Below are 14,221 nucleotides of genomic sequence, written 5' to 3' on the forward strand. Positions count from 1 at the left end.
TATCTGGCAGTTCCTGCGCGCCAACTGGCTGGCCAATACCGTCTTCGACGGCATCGAGCACATCATCGACGCTGCCTGTTCCGCTTGGAATAATCTTGCTGCCTTGCCTGACACCATTCGATCCATCGGTCTTAGAAAGTGGGCTCACACAGGTCAGTTCCCATAACCGTTGGTATAACATGCTGATCACACAACACAGGCAGGTCCTGCGGAAGAGCAACAGGAACATCGCCCTACAAAAAAGATCGGCAGATCACTGAATGACCTGCCGATCCTGTATATCCGGCCCGCTTGCGAACCATATGACTGGTCCGCACGGGACGAGACAGCCGGTCAGAAACCGCTGCTCATCGAGAAAATGGCCGAGAAGGGGGATGCAATGGTGTAAGTCGGCGCATAGCCCTTGACGCTCTGCCCATTCATTGCGGTTGCATAATTTGCATTGCTTTCCACACCCGAAGCGTAGTTCAGATAATGGTTGTTCGTAATATTTGACAGGTTGAGCTTGATGGTCGGACTTTTGAACAGGCCCCAGCTTTTGAATCGGTAACCAACCCCGATATTCATACGGACGTAGGCTGGTATGTTCTGGTCATCCATGAATGTGGAGTACTGCTTGGCAACGTATTTCAGGCTGAAATTACCGAATATACCACCGTTGTCATAATCAAGGCCAAACCCGAACTGGTAACGGGGGGTCTGGGGCGCGAACTTGCCCTTTGTCGGCAGAAGCGCATCGACACCACTGGCCGATGCGGCAAGGTTACTGTCGGTCCGCGCATCGATATACTCCGCCGAGAAATACGGACGGATGTTATAGATCGGTCGCGTTCCGATTTCGAAATCAACACCGTTGGTCGTCTCACCACCGCCGTTGATGCTGGTCGAATAATAGTCGCTCGGGTTATTGGGATCGGTAATGGTCTGTGAAAACAATCTGTTGGTGAAGTTATAATGGAAATACGTCACCGACGTATTGATCAGCTTGCCCTGATAACGCCAGCCGAATTCTTCTGAAATGGATATTTCCGGATTAAGACCCGTCGCTGCATGGTTGCTGTAGCCGCTGCCAGCATAATACGCACCGGAATCATAAAGTGACGAGTTCATGGGCACACGGTAATTGGTCGCCACCGAGAAGAAAAGCTGGTTCTTGTTATCGACCTTATAACGGAATGCCATTGTGGGCAGTGCTTCACGATATGTCTGGTCAATAACCCGCCCAGTTGAGGTATCAGGCAGGTAGTTACGGCCATCACGTGTAATGATGGAATATTTCAATCCCGCATCAATGGTCAGGCGGTTATGGAACAGGGAAATACTGTCACCAATAAAGGGCGTATTGATAATCGTGCGCGTCAGCGTATCGCGGTACTGCGCGACCTGCCCGTTTGCAAGGATCAGGTTATCCCCTGTGCCCCATTCGCTTTCGGGCGAGCCATCGGCGGCAATCAGGCTGTATGGTGCTGTCTGGCGCTGATAGGAATATTCAAACCAGTAGCCGATCATCAGGCGGTTGATGCCCGATGTCCAGGTCCATTTCGTAACCGCGCCGGGACGGTATGTACGGGTAATGGAAGGGTTATACAGCAGCGTATTGCCATAATTCTTGCCGCCGATCGTGCCCGACATGGTCTGGGAACCATACGACATGGAGTTCATGTTTTCCCAGTATGCACCACCGCCATTGCCGAAACCGTACCAGAAATACGGGGTTTCGGTCAGTGTCATGTTGTGCCCGAGATTGAACCGGGACGGGGCGCTGATATAAATATTGGTAAAGGGATTGGGATGTAGTTTGTAATAGTTTGTATTGGCGCTTGTATTACCTGTATAAATTGAATTATACACCGTATTGGGAGGGCTACCGGAAACCGGCCCACCCATCACGCCGATACCGTATTTGTTCCATGATGCCATGGTGGTGGTTGGGGTGCCATAGTTGTCCAGCTGGTTGCCAACAACCACGAACGAAACACGGTTGTCCTTGCCCCATTCCTTGACGACCTTCATTTCGCCATGGATCTTGCTTTCATTCCCCGGGCCACGCCATTCGTCTTCATGCGTATCCGAGAACGAGAAATAGGCACGCGTTCCCGAATTCCCCATAAGTCCCGTGTCGAACCGCGCAAACCCGCGGACCGTATTGAATGACCCGTAGGTGAAATCCGCACGACCGCCCATTTTTTCTTTCGGGTCGATCATGTACATGTTGACCACGCCACCTGACGCGCTGACGGTGGGACTGTCGAGGTCAGCCGAACCCTGCGCCACCTGGATGGAAGACAGATTTTCGGAATCAACGATTTCCTGCGGATAGACGGCATAGCTGCCGATATCGTTCAGCGGGAACCCTTCGAGGGTGTATCCCATCGAACTTTCATTCATGCCGCGAACCGATGTATGGCCACCCGTCAGGCCCATCGGGTCAGAATCCGTGGCGTTGACACCCGGCAGCAGCGCGATCAGCTGCATGGGGTTGAGGCCCGGCGTCTGTTTTTCAATATAATCGCGCGTGACAGTCGATTTGGACTTGGGCGCATCTTCCTTGACCATCAGACCGCCGCCAATGGCCCTGCGGGTGACGCCATCCGTATAGTGATGTCCCAGCACCACCATTTTTTCGTCGGTTGGTGCGGTCTGTCCAATCATGGAGGGGCGATTGCCAACGTTCACATCAGCATTATTACTGCTGTCTGTGTTTACTGCTGTTTTCTGTGTACCATTTTTCTGGGAAACCTTGGATGAGGACACGACATCACTCTGGGCGAAGGCACTTGATATCCACAATGTGGAACAGACCAGTGCCAGCTTGATATTGCATTTCGCCAGAGATGGCCGATGCGTCCTGTTACGTAGAAAAAGTTTCGACATTATTCCACACCAGCATTTTGTGTTTACCGCAAAATTCAATCGCCAACGTTGTGTATTACGAAAGCCAGAAAAGTTTTGTGAATGTATCTTTAAGATTCGTTCTGAAATCGATACATTCAGCGCACAAAATCAGCAGGAACCGGCTTTCCTGAAGAATATCATGACAATGATTACGAACAGATCTGACAATCTGTACCCGTTCTCATGTTATGACATGGTATTGTAGTCCCGGTCCGATCTCAAGAAAAATGTGTCAGAATTTTAAGCTGGTCCGAAACATGCCTTAATGGGTATAGAAATTTTCAAAAGGATATACCGTAAAACACTCTATTCATTAACCTTAATCCAGTGCTTCACGACACATGAGATTAATGCAGCAACACGGAAAACGTTTATTTTCATTCTTTCTTTCCATATGACACAGAATTTTGACTATTATGATGAGCGTTTACTATTTCTGAACACCCCGTTTCCTAACCTGCACGACAGGTCTGAACTGGCTGTATTCATGACATGCCGGAACCGGAAAACCGACCGTCAGATCGTCCATCGCAATATGTTCTTTATAAGAAACAAATATGCATTAATTTGGTTATATCCTGATGGAGATAATATTATACTCCCATATTGCATGTAATAAACCGGACCGGCGCTACGGGCATCCGTTCGGAAATGACTGTCGATCATGTGCAGGAAGACATGGACATGTCCGGCGCGCCTGTGGCACGTAGACGCCAGGTGCGGCAACAGTTCCCACATCCTGCGCCACAGGATATCCGCCGGACCGGGACAGCATGCTACGGACACGGACATATCTGTCATGGAAGTGCAGGGGGCAATCCCATCCTGCATTAGGCGCCATACGTGCGTGGCCGGGCGCATGCCTGCCGTAGCGTATGATCAGTCCGCAGGGCCTGATCGGATCCGCTATATAACAATACGTACCGTCATGTCCGCCACGGCACGTCGTTTATCGCCGGACGGGCGTGGCCTGTTCCATGCTACCAGCTTTCCATATCCATGATGGCACAGGCATAAGCCCCGCGCAGGTCAGGCGGCCACCGGACAGGGCATGCGGCCCCCCGGTCACGGTCGGCGCGGACAGGGGAAGACCGCGCAGGCTGCGCACGGCAAGGAAGGCGAAGCATTGTGCCTCCAGCGCATCCCCGTTCCAGCCAAGCTGGTCCACCGGTCCAACCGGCACACCCAGCGCCACCCGCAGCCCATGCATGAGAACAGGATTATGCCGCCCCCCACCGCAGACATACCAGCGCATTGGCCGGACAGGCAGGGGCGTGCGGCGGACGGCCTCAACGGTAAAGGCGGCCAGCGTGGCCGCCCCGTCCGCAGGCGTGCAGACGGATACGCGCTCAAGGGCCGTGGCGAATGTCTGGCGGTCGAGCGATTTCGGTGCAGGGCGCGCGAAGTAGGGATCAGCCAGCATCTGTTCCAGCAGCGCATGGTTGACCGTGCCCATGGCGGCCAGTTTTCCATCCACGTCGCACGCCGTACCCGTATGGCGCAGGGCCCAGTCATCGAGTAACGCATTGCCCGGCCCGGTATCGCAGGCATGGATCGTCCTGTCCGCATCAATCAGGGTGATATTCGCAACCCCCCCGATATTCAGCACCGCGACCGGCCCGGTTACATCATGCAGCAGGGCGGCGTGAAACCATGGTACCAGCGGCGCGCCCTCGCCACCGGCCGCTACGTCAGCGCTGCGGAAATCATGAATAACAGCCAGTCCGGTCGCACGCGACAGCAGGGCCGCATCGCCAATCTGCCACGTCCGGTGGCGGTCTGGCGCATGCAGGATCGTCTGGCCATGAAACCCGATCAGGTCAATATCTGGCGCAACCGCCTGCAACCGCCGCACCGCATCGACATGATGCAGGGTCAGTGCGTGTTCGACGGCCCCCAGTTCCGGATCATCCGGCGGCAGGTCAGGCGCACGGTCCAGTATCCGGCGCGCACGCTGGCGGAGCGGCGCAGGGTAGGGCAGGCTGATATCCGGCCCGAATGCGTCAATCCGTTCACCATCGGTGCGGATGACGGCGGCATCAACCCCATCAAGCGACGTGCCGCTCATCAGCCCGATGACATTCAGCATACGCGTCATTCCGGCCCGTTCACAGCCTGACGCGGCGCACCGGCCTGCCCAAGGATCGAACGCAGGTTGCCATCATGCGCGACAAGCAGCGCTTCGATCTGATCCATGGGAATGCCCGAACGGATCATGACCGCGCGTTTGACATTGAACCCCGTGGCCTCCAGCGCATCGAACGCCTGCCGTTCGGTGCATCCGCTCAGGTTCCGGACCATCCGGCATGCGCGCTGCCGCAGCTTGGCATTGACCACGCGCATGTCCACCATCTGCCCACGATAGGCATGGCCCATGCGGATCATGAGGGTGGTGGATATCAGGTTCAGGGCGGCCTTCTGCGCCGTACCGGCCTTCAGCCGGGTGGACCCGGAAATGACCTCCGGCCCGGTCACCACCGCAATACCCTGTTCCGCCACATCCAGCAGCCTGCCGTGACGGTTGCACGCAATGCCAATGGTCAGGCTGCCCACAGCGCGCGCCGCGCCAACCGCCGCACAGGTATAGGGCGTGGACCCGCTGGCGGCGATGCCCAGCACCACGTCGTCCGGGCCGGGATCGTGGGCCATGATGTCGGACCGGGCCACGTCCTCGCGGTCCTCGGCCCCTTCCGCCGCCTGATGGACGGCATTCCGCCCGCCCGCCAGCAGCAACACGAGCCGTTCCGGCGCCCAGCCGAAGGTGGGCAGCAATTCCACCCCGTCCTGCATCCCGATCCGCCCCGACGTGCCCGCGCCGACATAGAACAGCCGCCCCCCCGCCAGAAGGCGTGGCAGGGCACTGTTCACCGCGCATTCCAGCGCCGGCGTTGCTGCGCGCACGGCGGCTATGGCGCTCATCTGTGATTCCACCAGCGCATCGAGCACGGAGGCGACAGGCCAGATATCCACATCCGCGTAACGGGGGTCCTGCCCTTCCGTCGCAACGGGCGGGATGGGCGTGGTGCTGTTCTGGGTCATGGACCGTAACTTCCGGGCAGGTGAATGGAAAATGCCTCAGCCCCGCGAAGGGGTCAGGGCAAGGGCAGCGGCCGTCGCCACGTCATGGCGCAGGCGCACGACATTGCCGTGCCCCGCAGGGTGCAGGCGGCTGGTCAGGATCAGGACATAACTGTCACTGTCGGGATCAAGCCACAGCGACGTGCCGGTAAAGCCGGTATGGCCAAAGGAGCCGACGGGAAACCTGTCCCCCCGGGCGGAGGAATAATGTGTGGCAATATCCCACCCCAGCCCGCGCAGGTCGGGTTTTCCGCCCGGCTGCTGCGCGGTCGTCATCAGCAGAATGGTCCGGGCCTGGAGCGGAAAGGCCGACGGCCTGCCCGCGCGCCGGTCCAGCAGGGCCTGCGCGTAAAGACACATGTCGTCCGCGGTGGAAAACAGCCCCGCATGGCCTGCAACCCCGCCCATGCGGCGCGATGACGGGTCATGCACCTGTCCACGCAGCATGTGGCCGTTTTCATCGGGTTGGGTGGGGGCGATACGCATGGCCCACGTGGCGGGCGGCAGGAAGCATGACTGCCGCATGCCCAGCGGCGTCAGGATGAAGCGCGTGGCATAGGCATCCAGCGTCATGCCGGACAGCTTTTCAACCAGAAACCCCAGCGTGATGAAATTGATGTCGCTGTAGATGAACCCCTGGCCCGGTGGCTGCACCGGCGTGGTGTCCATGGCCAGGCGGAAGGCGGCATCGCGCCCCTGCCACGGCCGGGTCAGGTCCAGATCGGGGCGCAGGCCGGAATAGTGGGTCAGCAGGTGCCGGATGGTAATGCCGGATTTACCGGCAGCCGCGAACTGCGGCAGGTAGCGCGAGACGGGATCATCCAGCCCGAACCGGCCCTGTTCCCACAACTGCATGACACAGGGCGCGGTAATGACTGGCTTGGTCAGGGATGCCATGTCGAACACCGTATCCCACGTCATGGCCTCCCGCGCGGGGGATATGGCTCGCAGGCCATATACGGCGCGGTGCACGACCTGCCAGTCATGGCCAATGGCGCAGACAGCACCGGGTGCTTCCCCCTGCGTTACGGCCTGCCGCAGCCTGCGGTCCACATTGCGCATGTCATGAACCGGGCGCTGCGTGCCCCGTGCATGCGGCGCGCATGCCGTCAGTGTCGCGGCACCTGCCAGCATCAGGACATGACGGCGCTTCAGCCGGGTTGCGGCCGGAAAAACATGCATGTTGCAGCGGACCCGTTAAAAGACGGCATGACAGATGCCCCATGCGCAGGCAATACCATTCCTGCCCCGCACTGACAACGACCCGTTCCCGTACCGTGCGGGATCGCGGCACATGGGGCCGGGACGGCAATCCGTTCCGGTTCCGGGCTGTTTTCGGGCTTCATATGGTCTTCATCCGGTCATATGGTCTGCCCTGCCTGACATGATGGAACCGGTATGTCCGCAACCGATATCGTGATTATCTGCATCTATTGCCTGACCCTGCCATTCATTGCGTTCGCCCTGTCGGGGCGGCAGGACAGCATTGCCACCTATGTAGGGGGCGGGCACGACCTGCCATGGTGGGTGATCTGCCTTTCGCTGGTCGCAACGGAAACCTCCACCCTGACCATCATCAGCATACCCGGCATCGCCTATGGCAGCGGCATGGTGTTCGTGGGGCTGGCGGTGGGCTATGTGATCGGCCGCGCGCTTGTCGCCTGGCTGTTCCTGCCACATTATTTTTCGGGCCATGGCGGCAGCGTCTACCAGTACCTGGGCCAACGGTTCGGGCATACGATGGAACGCACCGTGTCCGCCACGTTCCTGATCATGCGCGTACTGGCCGAAGGGATCAGGCTGTTTGCGGGCATGCTGCCGGTCGCGGCCATCCTGACGTCCCTGCATGTTCCCCTGCCGCAATGGGGGATCATGGTGGGGATTGTCGGGCTGACGCTGTGCTATACGATGGCTGGCGGCCTGCGGGCCGTGGTCTGGTCGGATGCGATACAGCTTGCCATCTATATAGGCGGGACGGCGGCCTGCGTGGGGCTGTTGTACCATCATGCAACGGACATGCAGATCCATCTGCTGCGCCATTCCAACAGGTTCCACCTGTTCCATAAATCGCGGCAGTATTTCCTCGATCCCTATACACCCTGTGCCGCCATGATCGGCGGGGCGATCATGGCCATGGCGTCACATGGAACGGACCAGTTGATGGTCCAGCGCGTCCTGGCGGCGCGGAACCTGCGCGATGCCAGAAAGGCGCTGGTGGGCAGCGGCATCATGGTCGGATGCCTGTTTGCCCTGCTGTCACTGGTCGGCATGCTGCTATGGGCGCGCAATGATGAACGATCACTGGCCGCGATGGGCCTGCGGACCTCGGACGCGCTGTTTCCCGATTTTATCGTGCATGACATGCCCATGGGGCTGGCGGGGCTGCTGATTGCGGGACTGCTGAGTGCGACCATGGGTTCACTGTCCGCCACGCTCAATGCCATGACCAGTGCGACCCTGCTGGATTTTTCCACGCCCTGCCGGGCGCTGGCGCGGCGGGCGGGCCTGTCCGGGCTGGCGTTTGCGCGGCTGGTGACCGTGGTGTGGGCTGCCGTACTTGTACTGGCGGCGCTGGCATTCGCGCGCAGCCATGGGCCGGCCGTGGTGTTTGGCCTGTCGGTGGCGTCATGCGCCTATGGGGCCATGCTGGGGGCGTTCCTGTATGCCATGTTCAGCAGGCGGGCACGCACGCGCGAAGTCCTTCCGTCGTTCATCGCCACACTCGTCACGGTCTGTTGTGTCATGGTGTTCGGGCCGCCGTACGGGGCGACAATCGCCTTTACGTGGCTGGTTCCGCTGGGTGTCATCATGATGTTCGCCTGCGGCCTGATGTTAAGGATTGTGCTGAACGTGCGGCAATGACCACCATGTCGCCACGCCGTTCTGCCAATACCCGATACGGTGCCGGTGAAGAAAACGAGGAGGGGCCATTGCCCGGATCACACCCCCACGGCCCTGCGGGAGAATATGGCTGGCGGCCTGTCATTATTCTTGCATGCCTGTTCTTTGTCATCGGCTTTGTCACATGGCTGAATGGTCCGCTGATCACGTTCGTGCAGGTTGCCTTTGACCTGAGCGCCGTCGGCGCCTTTCTGGTGCCCATGTGCTTCTACCTGTCGTACCTGTTCTTTCCGCTGCCTGCGACGCTGCTGACACGGCTGACCGGACTGAGGGGGGGACTGGTCGCCGCACTGGTGGTCCTGTCCATCGGCATCGCCATTTTTGGCGAATGTGTCAGCATCCGCGTCTATCCCGGCGCACTGGCGGGGCTGTTTGTGATCGGGGCGGGACTGTCGTTGCTGCAGATCACGGTCAATCCGTATGTAACGCTGCTGGGGCCTGCTGGAAAAGCGGCCCAGCGCATCGCCATCATGGGTGTGGCCAACAAGCTTGCCGGCATTGCCGCCCCCATTGTCCTTGCGCTGCTGGTCATGCGCAATCTTGGCGATATTGCCGGACGGGTAAGGGCGGCCCCGGATCAGGCCACACGCAACCGGATCCTTGACCAGTTCGCCCACGCCATACAGATCCCGTATTTCATCATGGCCGCCGTCCTGCTGGCGCTGGCCATTGGCCTGGCCCGCTCCACCCTGCCGCAGATCGACATACCCGCAGCCCCGACCAGGGATGCGCCTGCGTGCCGGACATCCCGGCGGACGGGATCATGGCGTCTGGGGGTCGGGGTGGCATGCATGTTCGTCTATGTCGGGACAGAGGTCATGGCGGGCGACGCCATTGGTGTCTATGCAGGCAGCCTTGGCATTCCGCTTGATCAGGCCAAATTCTTCACATCCCTGACCCTGACGGCCATGATGGGGGGATACGTGCTGGGCATGCTGCTTGTACCACGTGTTTTCTCACAGGCGCGCTACCTTGGCCTGTCGGCGGCATGCGGGTTGATGCTGTGCCTGTCGGGCTGGCTGGCACATGGTTATGTATCGGTCCTGTGCGTGGCGCTATGTGGTTTTGCAAACGCCATGATCATGCCCACGCTGTTTCCCATCGTCATGTCCGATATGCGCGAACGCGGCGCGCAAGCAGCCGCCCTGTTGGTCATGGCATTTTCAGGGGGCGCGGTCCTGCCGCAGATTTTCGTCGCGATTGCACCGGTGATGGGGGTACGGGAGGCCTTTGTAATACTGGCAGCTCCATCTTACCTTCTGATCATATTATATAATATCGGTATGCAGAGGCGCGGCCGGACGGATACTGCACCCGTCATGATGGCCGACCCATGATATGCTGCCGGTGGCATGCCGTAACCGGCCCGCCCATATGGCATGTCACACGACGCAGGCATCACCCGATGAACGCCGGAGGGAGAGCATCATGAAAATTGTCATTCGGTCCACTGCCGGGCAGGCAATGTCACTGACCGCCCGGATCATGGAGCATGCCCTGCGCCGGGACCCGGCCATGACGCTTGGCCTTGCGACCGGCCGGACAATGGACGGGGTCTATGCGGACCTGGTTCAGGCGCACCGGCAGCGGGGGCTGGACTTTTCACGGTGCCAGACCTTCAACCTGGACGAATATGTGGGCGTGCCTCCTTCATCCGGCCGGTCCTACCGCGCGTATATGGACACCCACCTGTTCTCGCAGGTCAATATCGCCCGGTCCGCGACACATGTGCCTGATGGAATGGCACCGGATCTGGCCGCGCACTGTGGGGAATATGAACATAGCCTGCACGCCAGCGGCGGGGTTGACCTCCAGCTTCTGGGGCTGGGCAGGAATGGCCATATCGGTTTCAACGAACCGTTTTCCGCGTTCACGTCCCGCACCCGCGTCGTGACACTGGACCCCGCTACACGGGACCAGAACCGCGACATGTTCGGCGGCGATCCCGATCATGTACCGTATCATGCCATTACGATGGGGGTGGGCACCATTCTGGATGCGCACCGCATCGTGGTGCTTGTGACGGGGACAGCGAAGGCTGCGGCCCTTGCCGACATGATCGAGGGACCGCTGACGGCCAGCACCAGCGCCACTGCCCTGCAGATGCACGCAAACTGCCTTGTCATCGCGGATGAAACCGCTGCCGCCGCACTGTCCCGCCGCCCCTTCATTGACCACATGATGCGCCACGATGCAGAACTGAAGGCCCTTGTGTCGTGAACGGGGACATCTCCCTCCGGGCAGCCATTTTCTTCAGGATGACGTGCGGACATGAATGATGCGGTTCTGGCGGTGGATGGTGGGGGGACGTACACGCGCGCCATGATTGTGGGGCCGGACGGGCACGTAATCGAACATCGCCTTGCCGATGGCTGTAACGCCTATGACAAAGCCGACTGGGCGGACACGCTGACCGGCCTGCTGCGGGGCCTGAACTCATACCGCCTGCGTGCCGCGACGATCGGTCTGGCTGGCTACTGTGCGCAACGCCCGTCATCCCGCATGCAGGAAGATGCCGTCCGCAATGCCCTTGGCCCCGATGTCATGATCAGCATGCGTCCGGACGTGGACATTGCCTGCGCTGGCGCCTTCGTCGGCGCACCGGGCATCCTTGCGCTGGCGGGAACGGGGTCCGTCATCTGGGCAGATGACTGCCGCCATGCGCCCCTGCGCATTGGCGGATGGGGATACATGCTGGGTGATGAAGGCAGCGGGTACTGGATTGGCCGCATGGCGCTGCACAGGGTGGCCCGCTACCTTGATGCCCGTCATGCTGACGATGCGGATTTCGCCACCCGGCTGCTGCGGGCCATGGACCTGCCGTCCGACCCGGACCGGGCGGGCGAGGCGCTGCTGGAATGGCAGCGGGTGCAGCCCCACGCACGTTCGGCCATCGCGGCGCTGGCGCGTGTTCTGGACAGGCTGGCCCATGATGGCAGCGCGGACGCCCGGTCAATCCTGCTGGATGCCGCACGGTGTCTTGCTGCACAGGTCACGGTGGCACGGACACGGCTGGGTCAGGCCCTGCCATGGAGTTACGCAGGCAGCGTATTTCACAGCCGGATTGTCATGGACGGGATGACGCACCTGCTTGGCGAAGGCCCGCAGGTTCCACGCCTGCCCCCCATTGGCGGGGCACTCATGCAGGCCGCCATGTGCGCGGACTGGCCTGTGGACGCGGCATGGCTGGATCGGCTTGGTACCGGGATCGCGTCCACACGCTGACCGTACCATGCGCGGGCGGATACGACGCATGGCCGCGTGGAAACGCAATCGTGATGCACTACGGCATCCCCGGACGGGTCATGCGTCCGGCAGCCTGCCGTAACAATCCGGGGAAGGGGGCGGTTCGCCGCATGATCGCGCCCGTGCTGACATCGATTTGCGGCACATGGGCTGTATGATGCAGAGGGTACGGATACCGGAGAAACTGGTTCATGGACTATTTTACCGCCCTGCGCGTTTTCCTGCGTGCAAGTCAGGTCAGGAGCTTTTCCGGGGTTGCGGCTGAACTGGGCATGGAAGTCTCCACGGTGTCCCGCCATATCAGCCGCCTTGAAGCCGATCTGGCGGTTGCCCTGTTCAACCGGACGACACGCGGGCTGCATCTGACCGAGGCCGGTGGCCTGCTACAGGCACGGGCCAGCCGGATCATGGCTGACCTTGATCACGCCCGGGAGGAAGTGACGCTGCATAATGCCTCCCCCCAAGGGCTGCTACGCATCAATGTTCCCGGCTGCTTCGGACGTCGCCATGTCATGCCCCACATGGCGGCGTTTCTGGCGGATTTTCCGGATATTCGCGCCGATGTGATGCTGACGGACACAACGGTCGACCTGATCGAAAGCGGTACGGATGTCGCCATCCGTATTGGCGCGCTGCCTGATTCCACCCTTGTCGCACGGCGTCTGGCCACGCAGTCGCGCATGGTCGTGGGCACACCGGCATATATCGCACGCGCGGGCCGCCCGGAAACGCCGGATGACCTGCGCGCGCATAGCTGCCTGCTGTTTACCCTTCATTGCGGCAACGCGTGGTATTACCGCCCCGACGGCGCGACAGATACGCCATTTGAAAAACTGCCTGTCACGGGCCTGCTGAAGGCCAATGAATCCGAAGCCCTGCTTGACGCGACGCTGCAGGGCATCGGCCTTGCCCTTCTTCCCGACTGGCTGACCGGGCCGTATCTGCGGCAGGGACGGCTGGTGCGCGTGCTGGCCGATTTCGAATGGGTCCTTGCCCCGGGGGCGGAGCGGGCAATATGGGCGGTCTATCCCCCCAAGAAAGTCGTGGCCCCGAAAGTGCGAAGCTTCATCCACTTCATGAGCCGCCGTTTCAGGGACCCGCTGTATTGGGACCCGTCGTGACGGAGCGGAGCGCGCATGGCAATTGCCGCAAAAGTCCTTTGCCGCCGTGCACGTAGCCCGATCATCAGCAGCCGGGCTATGGAAACGTCACATCACCCTGTTCGACTTTTCCAAAGACATGGAGAGCAAGATGGACACGCTGGTTATTGACCGGACCGAAAAGACCGATGATGTGGCCTCGGGACATTTCTATGAATACAGCAAGGCTGCCAATCCCATCCGCCCCAGCCTGACGCCGCGCATCCCGTATCATTTCTTTCCGCCGTCACTTTATGCACAGGGCAGTAGCCGGGTCGTGCCGCTCGACCTCAGCGGGGAACTGAAATGCCCCGGCCCGGCCACCGGCCCCGGGCTGTGCGCCAGTTTTGTCCGCATCAATGCCGGCGACCGGATCACGATGGACCCGAACGCGACGTCAATCGTGTTCTACGCCATACGCGGTCACGGCAGCGCACGCTGTGGTTCGGTGACGTTCGACTGGGCACAGGGCGACTTTTTCGCCATTCCCGCACTGGACGGCATTACGCTCGATGCCTCGGCCGATGCTGCACTTTACGCCGTGCATGACGCACCGCTGCTGACCTATCTCGGGGTGCGCGTCGATACGGCGCGCTTCCGCCCTGTCGTGTTCCGGGCCAGGGATGCGGACCGTGAACTGGATCAGGTCAGGCGTTCACCCGCCGCCGCCGAACGGAGCCGTGTCAGCGTTCTGCTGGCCGCGGATGAATTTCCGCTGACGCGCACCGTCACCCACACGCTGTGGGCAATGTACGGGACCATTGGCGCGGGCACCCAGCAGAAACCGCACCGCCATCAGTCCATCGCCCTGGACTGTTAAGCGGCATGGAAAAGTGACCCCTTCGGAAGGGGGACAGGCAGCTAAAAACGACCCCTTTCTGAGAAACGGGTTCACGATGGCCTTCATGCTGAATGGAGGCCCGGTTTGGGATGCTTGTTGTGGAAACAATTGGAAAGATCCG

Annotated in this window: 10 protein-coding genes and 1 pseudogene; 7 read left to right on the forward strand and 4 right to left on the reverse strand. The window is 60.3% G+C overall.

Features of this window, described 5'->3' with window-relative positions:
* A pseudogene (locus CFR80_RS14115) lies at window positions 1-166 on the forward strand (IS630 family transposase); the annotation flags it as partial.
* Window positions 167-333: 167 nt separating this feature from the next.
* On the opposite strand, the gene CFR80_RS14120 reads toward CFR80_RS14115, so the two are convergent.
* The 4 genes from CFR80_RS14120 to CFR80_RS14140 form a co-directional block, all read right to left on the reverse strand.
* Window positions 334-2,652, reverse strand: a complete 2,319-nt coding sequence (locus CFR80_RS14120; protein ID WP_010516579.1) for a TonB-dependent receptor — start codon at window positions 2,650-2,652, stop codon at window positions 334-336.
* Window positions 2,653-3,844: 1,192 nt separating this feature from the next.
* Window positions 3,845-4,993 (reverse strand): anhydro-N-acetylmuramic acid kinase, encoded by a 1,149-nt coding sequence (locus tag CFR80_RS14130; RefSeq protein WP_010517331.1) that lies wholly within the window; start codon window positions 4,991-4,993, stop codon window positions 3,845-3,847.
* Window positions 4,990-5,934 carry an N-acetylmuramic acid 6-phosphate etherase gene (locus CFR80_RS14135; protein ID WP_010517329.1) on the reverse strand — a complete coding sequence of 315 codons (945 nt, stop codon included), beginning with the start codon at window positions 5,932-5,934 and terminating at the stop codon, window positions 4,990-4,992. The genes CFR80_RS14130 and CFR80_RS14135 overlap by 4 nt, the downstream gene beginning before the upstream one ends.
* A gap of 36 nt (window positions 5,935-5,970) precedes the next feature.
* Window positions 5,971-7,155, reverse strand: a complete 1,185-nt coding sequence (locus CFR80_RS14140; RefSeq protein WP_010517327.1) for a serine hydrolase domain-containing protein — start codon at window positions 7,153-7,155, stop codon at window positions 5,971-5,973.
* A gap of 216 nt (window positions 7,156-7,371) precedes the next feature.
* On the opposite strand from CFR80_RS14140, the gene CFR80_RS14145 reads away from it, so the two are divergent.
* The 6 genes from CFR80_RS14145 (at window position 7,372) to CFR80_RS14170 (ending at window position 14,079) form a co-directional block, all read left to right on the forward strand.
* The gene (locus tag CFR80_RS14145; RefSeq protein ID WP_110507550.1) at window positions 7,372-8,835 is read left to right on the forward strand and encodes a sodium:solute symporter; all 1,464 of its coding nucleotides are present in this window, start codon (window positions 7,372-7,374) and stop codon (window positions 8,833-8,835) included.
* A gap of 68 nt (window positions 8,836-8,903) precedes the next feature.
* On the forward strand, window positions 8,904-10,211 hold the full coding sequence (gluP, locus tag CFR80_RS14150; RefSeq protein ID WP_258367821.1) for a glucose/galactose MFS transporter: 1,308 nt from the start codon (window positions 8,904-8,906) through the stop codon (window positions 10,209-10,211).
* A gap of 91 nt (window positions 10,212-10,302) precedes the next feature.
* On the forward strand, window positions 10,303-11,094 hold the full coding sequence (nagB, locus tag CFR80_RS14155) for a glucosamine-6-phosphate deaminase (RefSeq protein WP_042659047.1): 792 nt from the start codon (window positions 10,303-10,305) through the stop codon (window positions 11,092-11,094).
* Between the two features lie 51 nt (window positions 11,095-11,145).
* Window positions 11,146-12,099 carry a BadF/BadG/BcrA/BcrD ATPase family protein gene (locus CFR80_RS14160; RefSeq protein ID WP_010517059.1) on the forward strand — a complete coding sequence of 318 codons (954 nt, stop codon included), beginning with the start codon at window positions 11,146-11,148 and terminating at the stop codon, window positions 12,097-12,099.
* A 212-nt stretch (window positions 12,100-12,311) separates the two neighbouring features.
* On the forward strand, window positions 12,312-13,241 hold the full coding sequence (locus CFR80_RS14165) for a LysR family transcriptional regulator (protein ID WP_010517061.1): 930 nt from the start codon (window positions 12,312-12,314) through the stop codon (window positions 13,239-13,241).
* A 130-nt stretch (window positions 13,242-13,371) separates the two neighbouring features.
* Window positions 13,372-14,079, forward strand: a complete 708-nt coding sequence (locus CFR80_RS14170; RefSeq protein ID WP_258367822.1) for a cupin domain-containing protein — start codon at window positions 13,372-13,374, stop codon at window positions 14,077-14,079.
* Window positions 14,080-14,221 lie beyond the last annotated feature (142 nt).

Origin of the sequence: Komagataeibacter oboediens (assembly GCF_003207815.1) — a bacterium.
Classification (GTDB): Bacteria; Pseudomonadota; Alphaproteobacteria; order Acetobacterales; family Acetobacteraceae; genus Komagataeibacter; species Komagataeibacter oboediens.